We start from the raw sequence: 22,914 nt of genomic DNA on the forward strand, positions 1-22,914 counted from the left end.
ACAGGACGGCGCCGCCAGCCTGTAGAGCAGGTTTACCCGCGAATGGACATCAGCCCTTGGCCTGACGCTGGCGCACCGCCTCGAACAGGCACACCCCGGTGGCCACCGACACGTTCAGGCTGCTGACGCTACCGGCCATCGGCAACTTGACCAGGAAGTCGCAGTGCTCGCGGGTCAACCGACGCATGCCCTTACCCTCGGCGCCCATGATCATCACCAGTGGACCGGTCAGGTCCTGCTGATAGATCTCCTGTTCGGCCTCGCCCGCGGTCCCGACCACCCACAGCCCGCGCTGCTGGAGTTTCTCCAGGGTACGGGCCAGGTTGGTCACTGCCACCAGCGGGATCACCTCGGCAGCGCCGCAGGCGACCTTGCGCACCACGGCCGTGAGGGTTGCCGACTTGTCCTTGGGAATCACCACGGCCGTGACACCGGCAGCATCGGCGGTACGCAGACAGGCGCCCAGGTTATGCGGGTCGGTGACACCGTCCAGCACCAAGATCAGCGGCGGCCGTTCGGCACGCTCGAGCAGTTCGTCGAGCATGGCCTCGCCCCACACCTGGCTCGGACTGACCTCGGCGACGACGCCCTGATGCACACCTTCGACCCACGCATCGAGCTCACGGCGCTCGGCCTGGCCGACCGGCACGCGGTTTTCCGCGGCCAGAGCCAGAAGACCCTGGATACGCGGCTCGCTGCGCCCTTCGGACAACCAGATCTGCTTGACCCGCTTGGGATGGTGCTGCAACAGGCCCTGCACGGCATGCACGCCGTAGATTTTTTCCAGCTGACTCATGACTTGTTCTTGCCTTTGCGCGGCGCGCCGGACTTCGACGGCCCCTTGCGATGCTTGGTCGGCTTGCCGGACGCCTTGGCGCCCTTCTCCGCCTTGCCGCTGGCGTGGCTGTGACGGGCCTCGCTCATCAGCGCCTTTTTCATTTCCCGGCTCTTGCGCACTTCAGCGTTACGCTGCACGGCATCCTTGGGGAAATACGCCTCGGCGGCCTCGCTCTTGCGGCTGCGCGGCTTGGGCGAGATCTTCGCCTCGGATGCGGGTGCCGGCTCCGCCACAGGTGCAGTTTTGCCAGCAGCGGCAGCAGGCGTGCGCCCGACCGGAGCCTTGACACTCGCCTCGGACATTTCGAAGTCGATCTTGCGCTGCTCCAGGTCGACGCGCATGACCTTGACTTCGACAGTATCGCCCAGACGGAAACTGCGACCGCTGCGCTCGCCGGACAAGCGGTGGTGCACCGGATCGAAGTGGTAGTAGTCACCCGGCAGGGCGCTGACGTGCACCAGGCCTTCCACATAGATGTCGGTCAGCTCGATGAACAGGCCAAAGCCGGTCACCGCGGTGATCACGCCCGGGAAGGTCTCGCCGACGCGGTCGCGCATGTATTCGCACTTGAGCCAGTTGACCACGTCACGCGTGGCCTCGTCGGCGCGCCGCTCGGTCATCGAGCACTGCTCGCCCATCTGGTCGAGGGTGTTCTCGTCGTACGGGTAGATGCGCGCCTTAGGAATACTCATGGCGCCAGCCCGCTTGACATGCGGCGTATCGATCTTGGAGCGGATCACGCTGCGGATGGCCCGGTGCACCAGCAGGTCCGGGTAGCGGCGGATCGGCGAGGTGAAGTGGGTGTAGGCCTCGTAGTTCAAGCCGAAGTGGCCATTGTTCTCGACGCTGTACACCGCCTGGCTCAGCGAGCGCAGCATGACGGTCTGGATCAAGTGGAAGTCCGGACGCCCGGCAATGCTCGCCAGCAGGGCCTGGTAGTCCTTCGGCGAAGGCTCCTTGCCCTTGTGCAGCGACAGACCGAGCTCGCCCAGGAAGGCGCGCAGTTTTTCCAGTCGCTCTGGCGGCGGACCATCGTGCACACGGTACAACGCCGGGACGCCGTGCTTCTGCAGGAACTCAGCGGTGGCCACGTTGGCCGCCAGCATGCATTCCTCGATCAGTTTGTGGGCATCGTTGCGTACAGTTGGGCGAATTTCATCGATCTTGCGGTCTTCGCCGAAGATGATGCGGGTCTCCTGGGTCTCGAAGTCGATCGCCCCACGCGTGTGACGGGCAGCCACCAACGCCTTGTATAGCGCATAGAGGTGCTTGAGGTCCGGCAGTACCGCGCTGTACTCCTCACGCAGGGCCTTGCCTTCGCGGGTACGGGCATGCTCGAGCATGCTGCTGACCTTGTTGTAGGTCAGGCGGGCATGGGAGTGGATCACCGCTTCGTAGAACTGGTAGTCGACCATCTGGCCGGCTTTGTTGATGGTCATTTCGCAGACCATGGCCAGGCGATCGACATGCGGGTTCAGCGAACACAGGCCGTTGGACAGTTCCTCAGGCAGCATCGGAATCACGCGCTCGGGGAAGTATACCGAGTTGCCGCGCTGCTGGGCCTCGACATCCAGGGCCGAGCCCAGACGTACATAGCTGGAGACGTCGGCGATCGCCACGTACAGGCGCCAGCCGCCCGAGAACAGACGCAGCTTGCCCAGAGGTTCGCAATAGACGGCATCGTCGAAGTCGCGTGCGTCCTCACCGTCGATGGTGACGAACGGCAGGTGGCGCAGGTCGATGCGCTTTTCCTTGTCCTTCTCCTCGACTTCGGAGCGGAACTTGTGCGCTTCCTTGATCACGTCCTTAGGCCAGACGTGAGGAATGTCGTAGCTGCGCAGCGCGACATCGATCTCCATGCCTGGCGCCATGTAGTTGCCGATCACCTCGACCACATCGCCCTGGGGCTGGAAGCGCGGGGTAGGCCAATGGGTGATCTTGATCTCGACGAACTGGCCGATCTTGGCGCCACCGTTACGCCCCGCGGTCACCAGCACTTCCTGCTGGATCTTCGGGTTGTCCGGCGTGACGTAGCCGATGTCGCCTTCCTCGAAGTAGCGGCCGACCACGCTTTCATGGGCGCGGGAAATGATTTCGACCAGCACGCCTTCACGGCGTCCACGGCGATCGACACCGGAAACCCGGGCCAGGCCACGGTCGCCGTCGAACACCAGGCGCATCTGCGCGGGGCTCAGGAAGAGGTCTTCACTGCCGTCATCAGGGATCAGGAAGCCGAAACCATCGCGGTGGCCGGAGACACGACCGCAGATCAGGTCCAGCTTGTCTACCGGGGCATAGGTGCCGCGCCGGGTATAGATAAGCTGACCATCACGCTCCATGGCACGCAGACGGCGGCGCAGGGCTTCGATCTGGTCTTCTTCGTGCAGGCCGAACTCGGCGGCCAGCTCTTCGCGGGCGGCCGGCTCGCCACGGTCGGCGAGACGCTGCAGGATCAGCTCACGGCTTGGGATGGGATTATCGTATTTTTCCGCTTCGCGAGCGGCCTCGGGATCGAGGGATTGCCAATCGGCCATCAGAAGGGGTTCACCTTGGGGTATATAGATAGGAATTCTGGCATAGGCGTATTGAAACCGGAAATGTCTGCCTTGGACAGCCCCAGCGGAGCGTCGAGGTGGAGGCAATAGGCCTGCGGAATCAACAAGTTGAATTTTTTGAAATTTTTTTTGATCCGGGGCTTTACAGCCCTCAGGAGCGTCCGTATAGTGCGCACCACAACGACGGACAGCCGACGTTGTAGTTGAGATGAAACGCGATGTAAAGCATCATGTGGCCTCGACGAAATGTGTGCCCAGGTGGCGGAATTGGTAGACGCGCTGGTTTCAGGTATCAGTGGCTTAACGGCCGTGGAAGTTCGAGTCTTCTCCTGGGCACCAAGTATTTCGAGCGATAGATAACAAATTGTCTGTCACTCAGCAACACGATTTCATGCTGTAGATGTAAAAGCTTTGCCCAGGTGGCGGAATTGGTAGACGCGCTGGTTTCAGGTATCAGTGACTTAACGGTCGTGGAAGTTCGAGTCTTCTCCTGGGCACCATATAAAAACCCACTAGCTTGCTAGTGGGTTTTTTCTTGCCTGCGATTTAACCCCCACCCTCTGCCGGTGCTGGTTCATCCGCGAACACAAAGTCGGTGCCAAGCACCGTGCATCTTCATTACCCCCACCGGGAACGGACGCACCGTTTAGCCCTTTGTCTATTCATGAATTTCTCGCCACACGGCCACTTGAGAAACGATTTCGTTTACCATTGTTTCCAAATATGTAGCCGTAAGCGAGGAAGTACCCGCATGACGATCCGCCCGCAACTGCTGATGCGCAGCCTGGCCGCCGCCCTCTTCGGCCTGGTGATCGGCGCACCGGCCGCCCTGGCTGACGAACCGGTCACCCTGACCCTGTACAACGGCCAGCACAAGGAAATCGGCGAAGCCATCGCCAAGGCCTATGAGGCCAAGACCGGCATCCATATCAATATTCGCAAGGGCAGCAGCAATCAGTTGGCCAGCCAGATCATCGAGGAAGGCGATCGCTCGCCCGCCGATGTCATCTATACCGAAGAATCCCCGCCCCTGAACAACCTGGGCGAATTGGGCCTATTGGCAAAAATCGATGACGCAACCCTGGACATGCTGCCCAAGGAGTACGTCGGCGCCAACGGCACCTGGATGGGCGTGACCGCGCGGACCCGCATCGTGGTGTTCAACCCCAAGAAAATCGACGAGAAGGATCTGCCGCAAAGCGTGATGGACTTTGCCAACCCCGAATGGGATGGCCGTGTTGGCTACGTGCCCACCAGCGGCGCCTTCCAGGAACAAGCCGTGGCCATCCTCAAGCTGCATGGCCGCGAAGCGACCGAGGAATGGCTCACCGGCCTCAAGGCCTTCGGCAAGGCCTATACCAACAACATGGTTGCCCTCAAAGCGGTCGAGCGCGGCGAAGTCGATACCGTACTGGTGAACAACTACTACTGGTACGCCCTCAAGCGCGAGCGCGGCCAGCTGGACTCCAAGCTCTACTACCTGGCCGACGGCGACGCCGGCAACCTGGTGACCATCTCCGGCGCTGGCGCAGTCAAGGCCAGCAAGCACCCGAAAGAAGCCCAGGCCCTGCTCAACTGGATGGCCAGCGAAGAAGGCCAGCGTGTCATCACCCAGACCACCGCCGAATATCCACTGCATAAAGGCATGGTCTCCGACCAGGGCCTGAAGCCGTTCGAAGAGCTGCGCCCACCGAAGATCTCGCCGGCCGACCTTGGCAATGCCGAGGAAGCCTTGGAACTTGAACGCGAGGTCGGCCTGCTCTGATGACCGCCGCCATGCCCCAGCCGGCCCTGGCGCGCTTCGTGCCACGCCGCAAGCGCCCCTCGATCTGGGTGGTGCTGCCTGTCCTGTTCCTGGTGGCGATGAGCTTGCTGCCATTGCTCTATGTCGCCCTCAAGGCATGGCAAGCTGGCTGGCATGAAGCCTTTCGCCTGCTCTGGCGACCCTTCGTCTGGGGGCTGCTGCGCAACACCTTGATGTTGATGGTGGGCGTCACAGTGGCCTGCCTGATCGTCGGACTGGCATTGGCCTGGCTACTGGAGCGCAGCGACCTGCCCGGTCGTCGCCTGTGGGGTGTGGTGCTATGTCTGCCGTTCGCCGTGCCGTCGTTCGTCAGCAGCTTCACTTGGGTCTCACTGAGCTCGGACTTCGAAGGCCTAGGCGGGGCGATCCTGGTCATGGCACTGTCCAAGTATCCGCTGGTCTTCCTACCTGTGGCCGCGACCCTGCGCAACCTTGACACTTCTTTGGAAGAGTCGGCGCGCACCTTGGGCTGCAGCCGCTGGGGCGTGTTCTTCAAGGTCACCCTCCCCCTGCTGTGGCCTTCGATGATCGGCGGTGCGCTGCTGATCGCCCTGCACATGCTGGTGGAGTTCGGCGCCCTCTCCATCCTCGGCCTGCAGACCTTCACGACAGCGATCTACCAGCAATTCGAACTGGAGTTCAGCAACGCCAACGCGGCCATGCTCTCGGCGGTGCTGCTGGCACTGTGCCTGGCGATGCTCTGGCTGGAGTTGCGCGTGCGCGGCAAAGCGCGCCATGTGCGAATCGGCCAAGGCGTGGCACGTCGCGGCCAACCAGTTCGCCTGCGGGGCTGGATGCCATTGGGGCAGCTTTTCTGCCTGGCACTGGCTGTACTGGGCAGCGGCATTCCCTTGGCCATGCTCGGCTATTGGTTGAGCGTGGGCTCATCGGCAGCGTTCCCGGTCACGGAAATTGGCAAAGCGCTGCTGACGTCGTTGTCGGTCTCTCTGGGCGGCGCTGGCTTTTGCGTGCTGCTGGCGCTGCCCATCAGCTTCCTGGTGGTGCGCTACAAGGGCCGCCTGGCGATCTGGGCCGAGCGCCTGCCCTACCTGCTGCATGCCCTGCCAGGCCTCGTGATTGCACTGACGCTGGTGTTCTTCGCCCTGCACTATGTGCCGGCGCTTTACCAGACATCCGCCTTGCTGCTGCTGGCCTACGCATTGCTGTTCCTGCCTCTGGCCCAGGCACCTGTGCGCACGGCCCTGAACAAGGCCTCGCCCACGCTGGAAGAAGCGGCCCGCACCCTGGGCGCCAGCAGCTTTGGCGCCTTCTGCCGGGTGACCCTGCCGATCATCTTCCCAGCCTTGGCAGCCGCCTTCGCCCTAGTGTTCCTCGATGCCATGAAGGAGCTGACCGCCACCTTGCTGCTCAGCCCGACCGGCATGACCACTCTGGCGACCGAAGTCTGGGCGCATACCGCCAACGTCGAGTTCGCGGCGGCGGCACCTTACGCGGCGCTGTTGATCGTGGTTTCGGGGTTGCCGGTGTATCTTCTGACGACGCGGATGTATTTGAACAAGGCTTAAAAGCCTACCCAGGCTGCCATGCGGCCTGGGCTTCACCATCACAGCTAACTTCTATTGCTCAAGACACTTTCCAAGCGATGAGCAATCATACCCGACAAGACAATCTAAACAAATGACGGTTTATCTATGCTTCCACCCAACTATCTTATAACGACTTGATGACGACCAACAAACTTCGGAAGCGATCGAGAGCCATTTAAACCCCTGCCCTCGCGCGCTCTCGATACACCTTTAAGAACCTATAAACTAGATATAACATCAAAATAAAAACACAAAAATTTAGAGCAATAAAAATTGATCTCACACTCTCCTCATAGAAGCGAAGGAGAAACCACGTTAGACACAGTCCTACCCCATTAAGACAGACAATTGTGGCAATGGTAGGGGACCAAGAGTCACCAAGACTTCGTAACGTCATCCTAAGCACAACGTACACAAACTCGAAAACCAGAAACGGCACTGAAATTTTTATATTATCACCAATTAATTTCGCCACCGCCAGATCTGACGTATAGAGTCTAGCCACATATCCAGACAGAAAAAAACAGACTATTACGCATGGGATCATCAAGAGCCCACCAAACTTAAGTCCTTCCATCAACTTTTCTTTTACCGGTAAACTATTTGTACCGGGCGCAACTCCCGCAACGAGTATAGCAACAGCATTCCCTACACCAATTGATATCATATAAATCAAACTCAAAAAATGTAAAGAGGCTTGATAGGCTGACAGTTCATGACTTCCTAGACCGCTTGAGATTAATGACAATGCAAAATACAAGAAGCTCTCACCAGCAAAACACAAAGCCAGGGGTACTCCCTTAATCATGAAGGGAATGATCTTAGCTTCTCGAAAACAAGATAAAATTGTTTTTTCGCTTCCTTTTTCTGCAGCTCCCGAAACATATACCAACAGTAAAAAAACCAATACGGAGCGCATTAAAACATATACAAAAACAAAAAAACCGAACGATATAGAACTATCAGCATATACGTAACCCAATCCGGCCAACATGAATATGGAATTTGACAGCCATACAAATTTGACCTCATATTCCGGATGACCGATTGCATTTAAATAGCTAAATGCGACAATTTGGCAATAGATTGCGGGAAGCGATAGCGACATTATCAATAGCCCAAAATTTATAGGCTTTAACAATCCTGCCAACCCATGCCACATCATTAAAAAAACTAGAACGCCTCCGAAGATAGAAAAGGCTACTGCCAAAGCCACCCTTAACCCCGTTGCAAGCAAAATACTAGCTTGATCTTTGGCATTTCCTTTAAGCCTCGCAGCATCTATCATAAGTGTTGAGAATAAACCGACTCCAACTACGGTAGTGAATGAAACAAACGCCCATGCAAAAGAAGCTTGACTTAACGATTGAGGTAAGAACTGCCCCACGAATGACAAAAACAAAAATGAGGACGTCATGTCTCCCAATCTTGATATTATAAGAGGCCCGGCCAGTCTGGCGACCGTCATGATGATTGCATCTCTGAAAGTATGTCTGTATAGACCTCTTCCTCCCAGTCTGATACTCGATCGAACCCGAGCGAACCCAAGATATTGGAAAATATTCGTCCAAATAGAAAATGCAAAGACAAATTCCTAACGTCAAATGCAGCGAACCTAGACAAATTGATCGGCCGCCCATTATTAATGACATTTATTGTTTTATTATTCCACCTCACTATCTCGCAAGCTTCAGACTCAAACAGCTCTTTGATTGAAAACTCAAACTCATCATCATATGATGTAACCACTGATATATATGAATTATCCTTTAGCGCCGTGAGAACCATCGGAGTAACTCCATGTTGACCGGACATAGAGAAACAACAATCAAACACATCAACAGTCGCGCCTAGTTGCGAGCGTGTAAATGCCTTAAACCCTTCTGTCGCTGCCATAAACAATCGGGCTTTATCGGTATCAACCACGACAATGTTCTTAACGCCTTTAGAGCGCAACCCAAAGCAAAGCGAACGTCCGATGCGTCCATACCCGACAACTAATATAGATCGGTATACAGACCAGTCAGATATAAATGAACTCAAATGCCCTAACATGATGTTGGCGACCATGACATTTTCCGCCATTTTATAGGAGTCGTATGCTACAGACTTGAACCCCATGGACGTCAAATAGTAATTTGTGTTTTTATACTTCATATGTCCATTGGCAGTATCCTCAAGAACTAGCCGAAGGCGGTCACCCAACAACACTGACAAGCCATCTATATATGGTGCAAAATAACCACCTATATCAAACAAAATAACAGGAAGATCTGATTGAGATAAAATAATTTTAATTTCGTCTATTGTATTCTTGAAATCCGACCTATCCCTAGCCCTTAATATACGTGTCGGATTCGCGACATGACGAAGCAATGCAGTATTTAAAGAGGACTTCTTTGGTATAAAATAGATATTTTCAAAAATGGCCATCCAGTGGTTACAGATACTCAAATTGACAGTAGAGGAAAGATGCGAAAAACAAAAAACAACGCACTCCCCTAAAGCCTCAGCGCTTGTTGCATTATGCGAAGCCAGTATTCGAGCATAACATAAACCAGCAATTTTATGCGCATTTAGATACGTCAATCTATTATCAACTGGCGCACTTTGTAAAATATTTTCTACATTACTCATGTGACATCCTGTCTCAACAATAATGCTTAAAAATCTTTGAATGCCAAGTCAATGAGGCGACAGTAGGCTTCGGAGAGAACAAGCAGTGGGAAAACACAGACATGATCTCCCCTACCAGATAGGTTAGATGGATACTTTACGAAAGTGCCATTCATTGCAGAAAGTAACGCAGCGACATTTCCGCTCAAATCTTGCCGATGGACAGCGTTATTACGTTTCAAAAAGGCTAAGCCGTTCGAGCACTCACCAGGCAGTTTAAGCGCTATTGCCAGATCGATCTCCATCGGGTTTGTAGTGTCTCTTATCTTGATTTGCTCACAGGTATCTATAATCCTCTCCGTTATGTAGAGAACCCCAAACAAGGCTCGTGCTTTCGCCTCAATAAATAGCCCCCGCCTCAATGATTGGGCGATCTCTGATATAAGTACGCCTAGCTCGGCGTCGGAAGCAATTTCTCTGTTTTTTGTTATGGTTACCCATTCATTGCTGGTCAATATGCCTTTAAGTGGCAATATCAGATTTAGCTCTGCAATATAGTTGTCGAAATGGCTGTTCATAGTATTACCACCTTTTGGGTGGGCGTATCCATGTAGATATTTTTACCCAAGAGTGTGCAAGGGTCTTGCGATGAACGCTCTATGAAAACTGCTGGAACTCCACTATTTCTAGCAAGCGCTGCTCTCAGAAAAAAATCACCTCGTGACTTACCATAAAAGATAAAACCTTCCGGCAATGTCAAACAATCAAATGGAAGCTCGGTATCACTCAAGCACAGGCAAATACTACCGCGTTTCCATCCATTTCTACCTTCTTCTACAATTCCGATGGATGTCCCTGGAACCTCGCAAGCACCGCTTGTAATCTCAAAGTCATCGGCGACTGAAGAGAAATCGTCGCACGCTTCCAAGATACAGGCTTGTTCATCAACATCAATCAGATAGAGGGTAGTATTTCCTGCCGTAGCATAGCGAACCCCCGGCGTATTCAAATCCGCGACAAAAGAATCTTTTATTTCTGGGGTGATTGCTTTAGCACTAAGTAGCAATTCCGGCCCAAGCCAGCGGTGTTTTGTAGCCAACCCCCCGGAGAAAATAAACTTGTTGGCACTTTCGAGTGCTGAGATCGCTCTAAAAAGTTCAACGCCGTTCGCCTTAAGATAAGCGTTTTTGGCCTGAGTATATTGGGGTTGGCTTAGAATATCTTCAACAGTGATCGAACTGTTTGCCGAAAGATCAGCCAAGCCATAAATACCGCTTAATCGGCTATACATATTGGGTAAAGCGGTTGATTTCAATCCATATTTCAAGAAACGTAATGCGATACCTATAGGTTGTGTGCCTGAACGGTTATGCATAACTGGCCCATCACATGCTGCATATTGCATTGTGTTAAAAACTACCTTTCCATTTGAAATAGCAGTAAAGCTAACCCCCGATCCCACCTGGCATATAACACCGCTAAAATCATAAGTATCAAAGTCTTTACACATCTGCGCTAAGCAAGCTTTCACTGCAAGGCCATGGTAGCCATGCGTGTAAAGCCCATAGCGCCGTATCGTGTGATGATCGAAAGGGATTTTACTTTCATCGTGAAGTGACAGATCGTCGTTAATCTGATCGCGCACCATTAGTTGCTCTGTGTCTGGGAACGCCTGCTTCGCCTCACGAAACACTTCCAAGCAAAGCCTATTGTGGCGCGAACTTAAATAGTCATTGAATATCATCCTGATTTCATTTTTTTCGGTAAATCTTTCGACCCTCTTACCAAACCCAGCAAACTTCACTCGGTGACCAATTACCTCTGGCATGGGCCATTTTAACTCTCCCAGCACCCTAACTGCTTCGTTCAGAATCACGGACGCAGCCTTTCCGAGGTTATCACCGATTGATACTTGATAGAGCCGATCAACACAACCACTGAGGCGATTATATTTGACCTTTACCACTTGGCGCTCCAGACCTATAAAATTTATATTTACATCGACCCGCCCTCGACCGTAGAACGTTGACGTCTTGACCGAAGAACTTCCGACGTTAATTGCCATTTTGCAACGACCATCAATCATGTCAGCGCCCATTTGTTTTAATCCCAATCTTTCAAGAGACTATTTAGCGAGGGCGTATCCTCCGCGGCAAAGAATTTTTTCCTGAAATAATATTCACACGTGGAAATTTTGTGTTCCGTATGTTTTCTGCTATTAAATTCATGATTCAACGCAGCCAGTGACTTTTCAGAAGAGGGGTACACTGGGTTTTGCGCCAGCAGCCCCTCAATGGCAAAAAACACCTTATCCATGTAAACCAAGGCATCCTCAATGTATTTCCTGCACGCGTTTTCCGTGGCGGCGCCGCGTCGAGAGAGATCAAAGAAACTACTTTTAATCTCATCATAGCCCTTAACTCGAAATACATTTGAATAAACCCATTTAGGGTGTTTGTTAGTAACACCTGTTAAATATGTAAAGCTCATTGTGGTTTTCAGCATCATGTCACGAGTGATTTCGCACCCCATCCACAAATTCCCCGATTGCCAGCATCCTTGAACGTCTTGAAATGCGTAGAAAACCGGCAGCTTTTCACGGTGAGCAATATATATATACTTGTCACGAGGTATCCGCCCTTTAAGACTCTCGAATTTTTTCTCTTCCGCTAATGCGAACCCCGTTAAAGAACGGTGGATAACGTTGTTTTCTCGCTCAAGCAAAACGGGGGAATACAAAAATCGCTGATCGGACTGAACTTCTTCGAACGCGACCTCAACCTTCGAGATAATATCCTCGACTTCGGAAAAAGTAATATAGTCAGTATCGATATGAAGTCCACTCTCACCATAAAAATCAGTGGTATTATGGACCTCCTCATTTTTTGTTAGAAAGTGATAGTTTATGTCCGTCACGAGCGCATGCTCGCTGGACTTAACATCTTCGGCTTTAGGTCTTTCTTCACATAACACAATGCAGTCTATATCAGAGTGTGCGGTACCAATTCCCTCGATAAGGGTTCCAGAAACGATGAGAATGCTCCCCGCTTCGAGACATACTCGGTCCCGCAGATAACGCTTAGGAATTACAACAGCCCCATTCAATATAGATATTTCATCCTTACCAACATCTGAACTTGCCAATTTTATGAGCGTCTCGTGCATATTAACCTCAGTCTCTTCCTGCGATAGGCAGGCGTTAGCGATGCACTAAGGCTGAAAGCCCTAGAACAGAAACTTGCACTAGATTTCGAGAGGGCGCAGTTCCTAGGTCCCGTCCGCAAATAGATTGTTCGCTCAAGCGGAACTATCCCCAGCCAGGAATTGCGACAAAAGATAGAGCTCTAAACCGCGAGCCTCGACCGAAACTCCATACGTTTTACCATCAAGCGTTCCTTTCCGTTGATGTCAGGCTGACAAAACAAAATGTTAGGAGGCAACGATTCGCTAGAAGTTACATACAGAGCCTAGCTCTCGATTTATAGAGCTGCAATGGTAGACGACTGAACAAAGCCAACTCGGGAACTTTCCTACAGCTTTGGGATTAGAAACGGCTTAACCACGTAAATAGATATTTCGCGCTCTACTTGAGGGTCGCGGGGAGATAGAGAATTATTATCTGGGCGGACGTGAAAATACTTCCTGTCATGTACCACCCACAGCATAGCGTCAGAGGCCGGTCGGGCGGAGACGGCTTATCTGTGAACACTGGCGCAAGGGCTTCGCCCTTGATCATGGGAAAAGCCCGCTCCTATAGGGCGGCGCCATAGCCCTGGGAGCGGGTTTTGCATCGCGATGCGGTCAAGCCTTGAACTGACCCAAGCTCGCCCGCAGCTGCGCCGCCAGGTCATCCAGCACCTTGCTACTGGCCGTGGTCTGCATCACCACCTGCGCCGATCGCTCGGCCTGGGCATGAATGTTCTCCACCCGTCCGCGCACAGCCTGCGCTCCGTGAGCCTGTTGCTCAGCCGCCCGGGTCGCCAGGCCAATAGCCGAATGCACCTGCTCCACCGCCGCCTGCACCGACTGCTGGCGGCGCTCGTTGTCACGCAGCACCAGCAAGCCCTCACTGGCCTGGCGACCGGCCTGGCTGATGGTGGTCACCGCCTCTTTGGCGCCAGCCTGCAAAGCGGCGATATGCGCCTGGATATCACCCGTGGAGCTCTGGGTCTTGCTTGCCAGGGCACGCACCTCATCGGCGACCACGGCAAAGCCGCGTCCTGTCTCACCGGCTCGGGCAGCCTCGATGGCGGCGTTGAGCGCCAGCAAGTTGGTTTGCTCGGCGATGCCGTGAATCACCGTCAACACCACTTCGATCTGCTCGCTCTGCTTGGCCAACCGCTCGATCACCTGAGAGCCCGTTTCCACCTCCCCGGCCAGGTTTTCGATCAAACGCGCCAGCTGGGTGGAGGCGCGACTGTTCTCGTCAGTGGCCTGGCGAATATCCACCACCTGCTGCAAGGCCGCTTGCATGGCCTGACTTTCGGCCTGGGCCTCATCCGCCATGCTCGAAAGGTCACGCAGGCTGGCGGCAACTTCGTCACGTTGCAGCGCAGCGGCTGCGTCGGCGCCCGCGTTGCGCTGAGCCATGGTGTCGATCTCCACCCCCGTACGCTGAGCCACTTCGCCAGCCTCACGGACGATGGGCTGCAGCTTGTCGACGAAACGATTGACCGCAGAGGCCATATCGCCGATCTCGTCACGACTGTCGAGGGTCACTCGCTTGGTCAGATCGCCCTCTCCCGCCGCCAGGTCATTCAGCGCCCCAATCAACAGGCGCAGCTTGTTGACCACACGCCGCCCCAGCACCACGGCGACGACCAGCAGCACACCCAACCCCACCAACACCAGGCCTAGGCCGATCCGCCAGCGCAGCTCGGCAGCGGCATCCCGCACCGTTTGTGCGGTGTTGGCCTGCATGGCGGTGGCGCTGTTCTGTGCCGTCTCAAGGCGCGCCCGCAGGGCCTTGCCGCTATCGGCGGCGGCTGCCACGAGGCTATCGCCCACCAGTTGCTCGCCGCTGGCGATCAAGGCGGCAAAGCGTTGATCCAGCGCCTTGAGCTCCTGTTCCACACCAGCGGTGGACACGCCCATCAGCACCTTGCCGATCTCGGCGCCATTGGGGTTGATGGAGGCTTCGACGTAATACACCGAAGGGTCTTTGCGCGCAGCATCGAGCACTTTGTCCAAGGCGCGCTCGCCCTGCCCACGCTCGATCAGCGTCTGGTTGATTGGGTTTTGCCTGTTCAGATAGCGGGTCAGATGCTGGCCTTGGGCGTCGTCGTAGATGACGAACAACACGTTGGGATTGCGCTGGGCGCGACGGGCGAAGTCCGAGAGCGTGGGCACGTCGTTGTCCCAGATAGCACGCGGCGCAACCGAGGCCAGCAGCTCGGCCATGTCGTTGGCCGAATCCTTGAGGTTCTTCTCCAGCGTGGCACGCAGTTGCTGCTGCTCGCCCTGCAGCCGCTCGGAAAGACCGGCGCTCAAGCGCTGGCGGGTACTGGCCGAGAGGCTGTCGAGCCCGGCGCGGACATCCTGCCCCGCCAGCTCCAGTTCGCCGGCCAGTTTCTGGCTGTCGCTGCCCAGGCGTGCGCCCAAATCGGCTTCCAGGGCCGTGACCGTGCTCCGCGTCAGTGCAACGGCAACCAGCACCTGCACCAGAAGAGCGATACCAAGTGCAACAAACACTGGCCGCAAGAGGCGGCTTCGTAACAGTGAAAGAATGGCAGACACGTTGTAACTCCCGTGTTTTCTGGCGCCATTACTTTGATGGCACCGACAGGAGTTTCATACAGCAAGGGTTGTGCCCAGCGCAGCAGGGATAAACGCCAATGTCCGGCGCCGGGCAAGGCATTTCTGCATAGCGCCCAAATGAAAACGCCGCACCTCCTTGCGGGGGCGCGGCGTTCAATCAACTACCGAAGCGGCTGATCAGGCGAACGGATGACGCAGCACGATGGTCTCGTTGCGGTCCGGGCCAGTCGAGATGATGTCGATCGGCGCGCCGATCAGCTCCTCGATACGCTTGATGTAGGCGCGAGCGTTGGCCGGCAGTTCTTCCAGGGTTTTCACGCCCACGGTCGACTCGCTCCAGCCTGGCATCTCTTCGTACACCGGCTCCAGGCCGATGTAGCTGTCGGCGTCGGAAGGCGCGTCGATGACCGCACCGTTCTCGTTCTTGTAGCCAACACAGATGTTGATGGTTTCCAGGCCGTCCAGTACATCCAGCTTGGTCAGGCAGATGCCCGAGATGCTGTTGACGTCGATGGCGCGACGCAGGATCACAGCATCGAACCAGCCGCAACGACGAGCACGACCGGTAGTGGAACCGAACTCATGGCCGCGCTTGGCCAGGGTGGCGCCAGTTTCGTCGAACAGCTCGGTCGGGAACGGGCCGGAACCTACACGGGTGGTGTAGGCCTTGGTGATGCCAAGGATGTAGTCCAGGTACATCGGGCCAACGCCGGAACCGGTGGAGATGCCGCCAGCGGTGGTGTTGGAGCTGGTGACGTACGGGTAGGTACCGTGGTCGATGTCCAGCAGCGAGCCCTGAGCACCTTCGAACATGATGTCCTTGCCGGCGCGGCGCAGGTTGTGCAGTTCGGCGGTGACGTCGAGCATCATCGGCTTGAGCTGCTCGGCGTAGGCCATGCACTCGTCCAGGGTCTGCTGGAAGTCGATGGCCGGCTCTTTGTAGTAATTCACCAGCTGGAAGTTGTGGTAATCCAGCAGCTCACCGAGCTTGGCGGCAAAACGCTCACGGTGGAACAGGTCGCCAACGCGCAGACCGCGACGAGCGACCTTGTCTTCGTAGGCTGGGCCGATACCACGGCCAGTGGTGCCGATCTTGGCTTCGCCGCGAGCCTTTTCACGGGCCTGGTCGAGGGCCACGTGGTAGGACAGGATCAGCGGAGCAGCCGGGCTGATGCGCAGGCGCTCGCGCACCGGAACACCTTTCTCTTCCAGCTTGGTGATTTCACGCATCAAGGCATCCGGAGCAACGACCACGCCGTTGCCGATCAGGCACTGCACGCCCTCACGCAGGATGCCGGAAGGAATCAGGTGCAGAACGGTCTTCTCACCGTTGATCACCAGGGTGTGACCCGCGTTGTGGCCACCTTGGTAGCGCACTACGGCGGCAGCATGTTCGGTCAGCAGATCGACGATCTTGCCTTTGCCCTCATCACCCCACTGGGTGCCCAGGACGACGACATTCTTACCCATAACACTTGTCCTCATTCACGCAAACTTGGTTGCCGGCCTACGGCCGACGAAGAAACTCAATGGGTCAGCGGCAGTACCTGCCAGCGCCCGTCTTGCTGAATCAATTGCCGATCACAATCCGCCTCGAGAGCAGCACTCAACGGCTGGCCAGGCAGGGCCTGGACCACACGCTGGCCCTCGTTGCGCAACTGGCAGACCATCTGCCAGAGGGTCGTGTCGCCACTGTCGGGCATCCAGATCCCGCCAGAAGGCAATACGACCTCCGCTCGCCCCAGTGTGACCAGGGTCTTCAAATCCGTGGAGAAACCGGTGGCCGGGCGTGCCCGGCCAAAGTCGGCACCGATGTCGTCGTAGCGCCCGCCCTGGGCGATCGACTGACCGACACCTGGAACGAACACCGCGAACACCACGCCGGTGTGATAGTGATAACCGCGCAGCTCGCCCAGGTCGAAGTACAGCGGCAAGTCCGGATAACGCGCTGCCAGGCGATCGGCGATCGCCAGCAGGTCATCCAGTGCCGCCAGTACGCTGGCCGGCGCACGTCCAAGCCGAACGCGAGCCTCGGCCAGCACTTCGCGGCTACCGCACAGTTCGGTCAGGGCACGCAGCATGTTGCCCAGATCCTTCGGCAGGTCGGCGGTCAGCGCCTGCACTTCATCGACGGCCTTGCGTTGCAGGGCGTCGAACAACTGCTGCTCGACAGCGCCGGACAAGCCGGCGGCACGGGCCAGGCCGCGGTAGATGCCTACATGGCCAAGGTCCATGTGCACATCGGCGACATCGGTCAGTTGCAGCGTGGCGAGCATCAGGCTGATGACCTCGACATCGCTGGTGGGGCTGGCATCGCCGTACAATTCGGCGCCGAGTTGAATCGGGCTGCGCGAGGTAGACAGGGCGCGGGGTTGGGCATGCAGAACGCTACCGGCATAACACAGACGGCTCGGCCCTTCGCGACGCAGGGTGTGGGCGTCGATACGCGCCACCTGCGGGGTGAAGTCGGCGCGGAAGCCCATCAGGCGACCGGACTGCGGGTCGACCACCTTGAAGGTACGCTGATCCAGGTCCTGACCGGCACCGGTGAGCAGCGATTCCAGGTACTCGATATGCGGGGTGACGACCAGCTCGTAACCCCAACTCTGGAACAGGTCCAACACCTGGCGACGCGCAATCTCGATGCGCGCAGCCTCAGGCGGCAGTACTTCCTCGATGCCATCTGGCAGCAGCCAGCGGTCTACCGTTGCCATTACGCCATTTCCCCTCTGGTCCGGGCGGCTCGCGAGCGGGCGAGCCGTCAGTGAAGCAGGCATTGGCGCACAGCAGCGGGCAGCACTGATCCCAGCGCTACCACCGTACCCAATACCCTCGAATAGCCTTGCGAGCTGACCAAACCGTCAACCGGCGCGTTGCCGATCAACCTTGCAGACGCAAAAAAGCCGGGAATTTCCCGGCTGACTCATCATACACCCCTTTTCCTTCAGGATGCACCCCGCTTGGCATTTTAGCTGCCGGGCGGGGTGCGCCCTTCAGGAGAGGTTCAAGGCTTGCTCTTGTCCAGGAAGCGGAAGAACTCGTTCTTCGGATCCAGGACCAGTACGTCGCTCTTGCTGGAGAAGCTCTCGCGGTAAGCCTGCAGGCTACGGTAGAACGCATAGAAATCCGCGTCCTGGTTGTAGGCCTTGGCATAGATGGCGGCCGCCTGGGCGTCGCCGTCACCGCGGGTCTCTTCCGCTTCGCGATAGGCCTCGGCCAGCAGTACACGGCGCTGACGGTCGGCATCGGCGCGGATACCTTCGGCCAGTTCGTTACCCTTGGCGCGGTGCTCGCGAGCCTCACGCTCACGCTCGGTGCTCATGCGGTCGAACACGCTGCGGTTGACTTCCTTCGGCAGGTCGATGGCCTTGACGCGCACATCGACGACCTCGATACCCAGCTCCTTGCTGGCCATGCGGTTCAGCGAAGCGGTGATGTCCGCCATCAACGCGTCACGCTCACCGGAGACCACTTCGTGCAGGGTACGTTTACCGAATTGGTCACGCAGGCCGCTTTCCAGACGACGGGACAGACGCTCGTCGGCGATCTGCTTGAGACCAGAGGTCGCGGTATAGAAGCGCTCGGCATCCTTGACCCGCCATTTGGCGTAGGCATCGACCATCACCGCTTTCTTCTCGAGGGTCAGGAAGCGCTGGGTCGGTGCGTCCAGGGTCATCAGACGAGCGTCGAACTTGCGCACCTGGTTGACGTAGGGAACCTTCACATGCAGGCCTGGCTGGACATCCGCCTGGACCACGCGGCCGAATTGCAGCAATACCGCACGCTCGGTCTGGGACACGATGTAGAAGCTGTTCCAGGCCACGATGGCCAGCACCACGGCGGCGATCAGGGCGATCAGCGATTTATTGCTCATCAGCGGCTCTCCCTAGAACGCAGCGACTGTTGCTGCTGTTGCATTTCCTGCGCCGCGCGCGCGGCCGCATCGTTGACCGACGCCGGTACATTGCTGACCGGTGCGGCCGAATGGCGGCTGCCTTCGACCATCTTGTCCAGTGGCAGGTAGAGCAGGTTGTTCTGCCCATCCTTGCTGGTCACCAGGACCTTGCTCGAATTGCTGTAGACCTCCTGCATGGTCTCCAGGTACAGACGCTGACGGGTAACGTCCGGCGCCTTGCGGTACTCGGCAACCAGCTTGGTGAAGCGGTCGGCCTCACCTTTGGCGCGGGCGATCACTTCATCGCGGTAGCCATTGGCATCCTCGATGATGCGCTGGGCCTGACCACGGGCTTCCGGCACTACGCCGTTGGCATAGGACTCGGCCTGGTTGCGCGCACGCTGTTCGTCCTCGCGGGCACGGATCACGTCGTCGAAGGCTTCCTGCACTTCACGCGGGGCTGCCGCGCTCTGTACGTTGACCTGGGTGACGGTGATACCGGTGCGGTAGTTGTCGAGGAAGCGCTGCAGGCGTTCACGGATATCGACAGCCATCTGCTCACGACCCTCGGTCAGCACCTGGTCCATCGAGGTGGAGCCCACCACATGGCGTAAGGCACTGTCGGTCGCGTGCTGCAGGCTGACCTCCGGCTGGTCGACGTTGAGCACGAAGTCCTGCAGGTTGGTGATCTTGTACTGCACGGTCAGCGGCACCTCGACGATGTTCTCGTCCTCGGTGAGCATCTGGCCCTGCTTGGTGTAAGCCCGCTCGCGGGTCACGTTCTCAAGATACTTGCGGTCGATGGGCGGGAAATAGATATTCAGGCCCGGGCCGACAGTCTCGTAGTACTTGCCGAAGCGCAGCACCACAGCCTGTTCCTGTTCGTCCACGACGTACACGGCGCTGTACAGCCAGATGGCCGCCAGCACGGCCAGGCCTATGCCCAGCAGGCCGAGACCGCCACCTTTGCCAACGTTGCGGTCACCACCGCCACCGCGTTTCTTGCCGCTGCCGAACATGCCGTTGAGGCTGTCCTGCAGCTTGCGGAAGGCCTCGTCCAGATCCGGTGGACCTTTCTTGTCGCCACCACCACCGCCGCCGCCACGACGGCCGCCCCAGGGATCCTGATTGTTCGAGTTGCCACCCGGCTCGTTCCAAGCCATAGCGCTCTCCATCTGATAAAGCAAAGACGCGCCCACGGCGCGCCGTCCAATGCTACAGAATGCCTGTCACGGTCGCCCGGCGACCTCGACGGGCATTTATTGCAAAGTGTGTTGCTCGATGAAAAGTTCAGGCTCCATGCCTTCGCGACTGACCAGGCGATTGAGCTCCACCCGGGGCAGTCGCACGCTCAGCAGGCTGCGACCTTCTTCATCGTGCTCTTCGCCTTGCACCGCGCCCAGAGCGAAGAATTGCGCGCGCAAGCGGGCAAGTCGCTGTTCCAGACGCAGGGTTCCGACATACAGATCATCCCCCAGCAACTCGGCAATCGCCTGGCCAACTAATTCCAGGCCACGTCCATCACGTGCCGATACCCAGACCCGCTGCGGTTTGCCGTCGGCATCACGCTGGATCTGCGGCTCGACATCTTCGAGCAGGTCGAGTTTGTTATAGACCTCGAGGATCGGCAAGCCTTCGGCTCCGATCTCACCCAGCACGGCCAGCACCTGCTCGATCTGCTCCATGCGCTCAGGCTCATGGGCGTCGATGACGTGCAGCAGCAGGTCGGAGTTGCTCGATTCTTCGAGCGTAGCCCGAAATGCCTCGACGAGCTTGTGCGGCAGGTGTCGGATGAAGCCCACGGTATCGGCCAGCACGATCGGCCCCAGGTCGGCGAGCTCAAGTCGGCGCAAGGTCGGATCGAGGGTCGCGAACAACTGGTCGGCGGCGTAGACGTCGGAGGTGGTCAAGGCATTGAACAGCGTGGACTTGCCGGCGTTGGTATAGCCCACCAGCGAAACGGATGGGATGTCCGCACGCTTGCGGCCGCGCCTGGCCTGTTCGCGCTGGCTTCGCACCTTCTCCAGACGCGCCTTGATCTGCCGCAGGCGGACCCGCAACAGGCGGCGGTCGGTTTCCAGCTGGGTCTCGCCCGGGCCGCGCAGGCCGATACCGCCCTTCTGCCGCTCCAGGTGGGTCCAGCCACGGACCAGACGCGTGCTCATATGCTCGAGCTGGGCCAGTTCGACCTGCAGCTTGCCTTCATGGGTACGCGCCCGCTGGGCGAAAATATCGAGAATCAACCCGGTCCGGTCGAGCACACGGCACTCGAAAACGCGTTCGAGGTTGCGCTCCTGACTGGGCGTGAGGGTGTGATTGAATATCACCAGATCGACCTGTTCGGCATGGACCAGGTCGCGCAGTTCCTCGACCTTGCCACTGCCAATCAGGTACTTGGCTGTCGGCTGGTGCCGGGCCACCGTGGCCAGCGAAACGATCTCCGCTCCGGCCGACAGCGCCAGCTCCTGAAACTCCTGCGGGTCTTCGCGCGCCTCAGGGTTCTGACCTTCCAAGTGAACGAGCAACGCTCGCTCACCACCACCGTGGCGCTCAAAGAACAATGCAGGCTCCTATCAGGCGTTGCCTGGCTCGCTGTCGCCGTGTTCGGAATCGGACGGGCTTGGCAGGCGAACCGGACGGGCAGGAACCACGGTCGAAATGGCGTGCTTGTAGACCATCTGGCTGACAGTGTTCTTCAGCAGTACCACGAACTGGTCGAAGGATTCGATCGAGCCCTGCAGCTTGATCCCGTTTACCAGGTAGATGGAAACCGGGACCTTTTCTTTTCTCAAGGTGTTCAAGTAAGGGTCTTGTAGCGAATGCCCTTTTGACATATGCCGCACTCCTGTAAGGATCAATAGTAAAAAAAAAATAAAAATCGGTAATTCAAGCCACTCTAATCGCAAGAATAGACGGCAATTGCAGGGACTCAGCTCAATATGGAGATGGACCCCAGGTATTTCAAGGTGCGGGACAGATTGTCGCAGGCCAGGCTATCGAGCCACTCAACGTCGGACCAGCCACGTAACCAGGTGAATTGCCGCTTGGCCAATTGGCGAGTGGCAATGATACCGCGTTCGCGCATTTCGTCGGCTGTCAGCTTGCCGTCCAGGTAGTCCCAGACCTGCCGATACCCCACTGCCCGTATAGACGGCAGCCCCGCGTGCAAGTCACTTCTGGCGCGCAGTGCTCGGACCTCGTCGACGAACCCCTGTTCCAGCATTTGCGAAAATCGTAGCGCAATTCGCTGATGCAAAATGTGACGATCTGTAGGAGCGATCGCCAAACTGGCGACAGTATAGGGCAAATGCCCGCTCGCGCCTGCGTCTGAGCCGCGACTTTCCGCGTATTGACGTTGCCGGTGCGCCGTCATGCTTTCGCCGCTCACCCGGTAGACCTCCAGGGCGCGGATCAGGCGCTGCGGGTCATTGGGGTGGATGCGCGCAGCCGACTCCGGATCCACCTCGGCCAGTTGCCGGTGCAACTCGGCCAGGCCCAGGTCTCGGGCCTGGGCTTCGAGCTCGGCGCGTACGGCGGCGTCTGCGGCAGGCATGTCCGCCAAGCCGTCGACCAGTGCCTTGTAATACAGCATCGTGCCCCCCACCAGCAGGGGGATCTTGCCACGCGCGGTGATCTCGGCCATTGCCGCCAACGCGTCGGCACAGAACTGCGCCGCCGAATAGCTCTCGGCCGGATCCAGAATGTCGATCAGTCGATGGGGGTGCTCGGCCAGCACGTCCTTGGACGGTTTGGCCGTACCAATGTCCATGCCGCGGTAGACCAGCGCCGAATCGACACTGATCAACTCGCAGGGCAGCACCTTGGTCAGCTCGATGGCGAGGTCGGTCTTGCCGGCCGCCGTCGGACCCATGAGAAATATCGCTGGGGGCTTGCCACTCATG

Annotated in this window: 16 protein-coding genes, 2 tRNA genes and 2 pseudogenes; 4 read left to right on the forward strand and 16 right to left on the reverse strand. The window is 57.2% G+C overall.

The window, feature by feature from the left end:
- Positions 1-49: 49 nt before the first annotated feature.
- Both rlmB and rnr read right to left on the reverse strand, forming a co-directional pair.
- On the reverse strand, positions 50-796 hold the full coding sequence (rlmB, locus tag ACNFCH_RS02240) for a 23S rRNA (guanosine(2251)-2'-O)-methyltransferase RlmB (RefSeq protein WP_070090470.1): 747 nt from the start codon (positions 794-796) through the stop codon (positions 50-52).
- Positions 793-3,372: a ribonuclease R gene (gene rnr / locus ACNFCH_RS02245; RefSeq protein ID WP_416742171.1), complete on the reverse strand. Its 2,580-nt coding sequence runs from the start codon at positions 3,370-3,372 to the stop codon at positions 793-795. Before rnr ends, rlmB begins: the two co-directional genes overlap by 4 nt.
- A gap of 273 nt (positions 3,373-3,645) precedes the next feature.
- On the opposite strand from rnr, the gene ACNFCH_RS02250 reads away from it, so the two are divergent.
- From ACNFCH_RS02250 to ACNFCH_RS02265, 4 genes are all read left to right on the forward strand, one after another.
- Positions 3,646-3,732 (forward strand) — tRNA-Leu (locus tag ACNFCH_RS02250).
- Positions 3,733-3,806: 74 nt separating this feature from the next.
- A tRNA-Leu gene (locus ACNFCH_RS02255) sits at positions 3,807-3,893 on the forward strand.
- A 251-nt stretch (positions 3,894-4,144) separates the two neighbouring features.
- Entirely contained in the window at positions 4,145-5,158 is a 1,014-nt protein-coding gene (locus ACNFCH_RS02260; RefSeq protein ID WP_416742172.1) for an extracellular solute-binding protein, read from the forward strand.
- A complete protein-coding gene (locus ACNFCH_RS02265) occupies positions 5,158-6,723 on the forward strand; it encodes an ABC transporter permease (protein ID WP_416742173.1) in 1,566 nt (521 codons plus the stop codon). The genes ACNFCH_RS02260 and ACNFCH_RS02265 overlap by 1 nt, the downstream gene beginning before the upstream one ends.
- Positions 6,724-6,919: 196 nt before the next feature.
- Here ACNFCH_RS02265 and ACNFCH_RS02270 read toward each other — a convergent pair whose 3' ends face one another.
- The 14 genes and pseudogenes from ACNFCH_RS02270 to miaA all read right to left on the reverse strand — a co-directional run bounded on the left by ACNFCH_RS02270 (position 6,920) and on the right by miaA (position 22,913).
- Positions 6,920-8,161, reverse strand: a complete 1,242-nt coding sequence (locus ACNFCH_RS02270) for an MATE family efflux transporter (protein WP_416742174.1) — start codon at positions 8,159-8,161, stop codon at positions 6,920-6,922.
- 47 nt (positions 8,162-8,208) lie between these two features.
- Positions 8,209-9,381 carry an NAD-binding protein gene (locus tag ACNFCH_RS02275; protein ID WP_416742175.1) on the reverse strand — a complete coding sequence of 391 codons (1,173 nt, stop codon included), beginning with the start codon at positions 9,379-9,381 and terminating at the stop codon, positions 8,209-8,211.
- 26 nt (positions 9,382-9,407) lie between these two features.
- Positions 9,408-9,938, reverse strand: a complete 531-nt coding sequence (locus ACNFCH_RS02280; protein WP_337159944.1) for a hypothetical protein — start codon at positions 9,936-9,938, stop codon at positions 9,408-9,410.
- A complete protein-coding gene (locus ACNFCH_RS02285) occupies positions 9,935-11,446 on the reverse strand; it encodes a hypothetical protein (RefSeq protein ID WP_416742176.1) in 1,512 nt (503 codons plus the stop codon). The genes ACNFCH_RS02280 and ACNFCH_RS02285 overlap by 4 nt, the downstream gene beginning before the upstream one ends.
- Before the next feature lie 17 nt (positions 11,447-11,463).
- The gene (locus ACNFCH_RS02290; RefSeq protein WP_416742177.1) at positions 11,464-12,525 is read right to left on the reverse strand and encodes a hypothetical protein; all 1,062 of its coding nucleotides are present in this window, start codon (positions 12,523-12,525) and stop codon (positions 11,464-11,466) included.
- 636 nt (positions 12,526-13,161) lie between these two features.
- A pseudogene (locus ACNFCH_RS02295) lies at positions 13,162-13,677 on the reverse strand (methyl-accepting chemotaxis protein); the annotation flags it as partial.
- A 390-nt stretch (positions 13,678-14,067) separates the two neighbouring features.
- Positions 14,068-14,760, reverse strand: a pseudogene (locus tag ACNFCH_RS02300) (methyl-accepting chemotaxis protein); the annotation flags it as partial.
- A gap of 534 nt (positions 14,761-15,294) precedes the next feature.
- Positions 15,295-16,587, reverse strand: coding sequence for an adenylosuccinate synthase (locus tag ACNFCH_RS02305; protein ID WP_196162571.1), 1,293 nt, complete (start codon positions 16,585-16,587; stop codon positions 15,295-15,297).
- 56 nt (positions 16,588-16,643) lie between these two features.
- Entirely contained in the window at positions 16,644-17,831 is a 1,188-nt protein-coding gene (locus ACNFCH_RS02310) for an ATP phosphoribosyltransferase regulatory subunit (protein WP_337160137.1), read from the reverse strand.
- A gap of 290 nt (positions 17,832-18,121) precedes the next feature.
- The gene (gene hflC, locus ACNFCH_RS02315; protein WP_043211977.1) at positions 18,122-18,991 is read right to left on the reverse strand and encodes a protease modulator HflC; all 870 of its coding nucleotides are present in this window, start codon (positions 18,989-18,991) and stop codon (positions 18,122-18,124) included.
- Positions 18,991-20,175 carry an FtsH protease activity modulator HflK gene (gene hflK / locus ACNFCH_RS02320; RefSeq protein WP_337160138.1) on the reverse strand — a complete coding sequence of 395 codons (1,185 nt, stop codon included), beginning with the start codon at positions 20,173-20,175 and terminating at the stop codon, positions 18,991-18,993. Before hflK ends, hflC begins: the two co-directional genes overlap by 1 nt.
- Positions 20,176-20,271: 96 nt before the next feature.
- Positions 20,272-21,573: a ribosome rescue GTPase HflX gene (hflX, locus tag ACNFCH_RS02325; protein ID WP_043211980.1), complete on the reverse strand. Its 1,302-nt coding sequence runs from the start codon at positions 21,571-21,573 to the stop codon at positions 20,272-20,274.
- Positions 21,574-21,585: 12 nt separating this feature from the next.
- On the reverse strand, positions 21,586-21,846 hold the full coding sequence (hfq, locus tag ACNFCH_RS02330; protein WP_003258160.1) for an RNA chaperone Hfq: 261 nt from the start codon (positions 21,844-21,846) through the stop codon (positions 21,586-21,588).
- Between the two features lie 95 nt (positions 21,847-21,941).
- Positions 21,942-22,913 carry a tRNA (adenosine(37)-N6)-dimethylallyltransferase MiaA gene (gene miaA / locus ACNFCH_RS02335; RefSeq protein ID WP_337160139.1) on the reverse strand — a complete coding sequence of 324 codons (972 nt, stop codon included), beginning with the start codon at positions 22,911-22,913 and terminating at the stop codon, positions 21,942-21,944.
- Between the last annotated feature and the right edge of the window lies 1 nt (position 22,914).

Origin of the sequence: Pseudomonas sp. NY15354, assembly GCF_048068075.1 — a bacterium.
GTDB lineage: Bacteria > Pseudomonadota > Gammaproteobacteria > Pseudomonadales > Pseudomonadaceae > Aquipseudomonas > Aquipseudomonas guariconensis_C.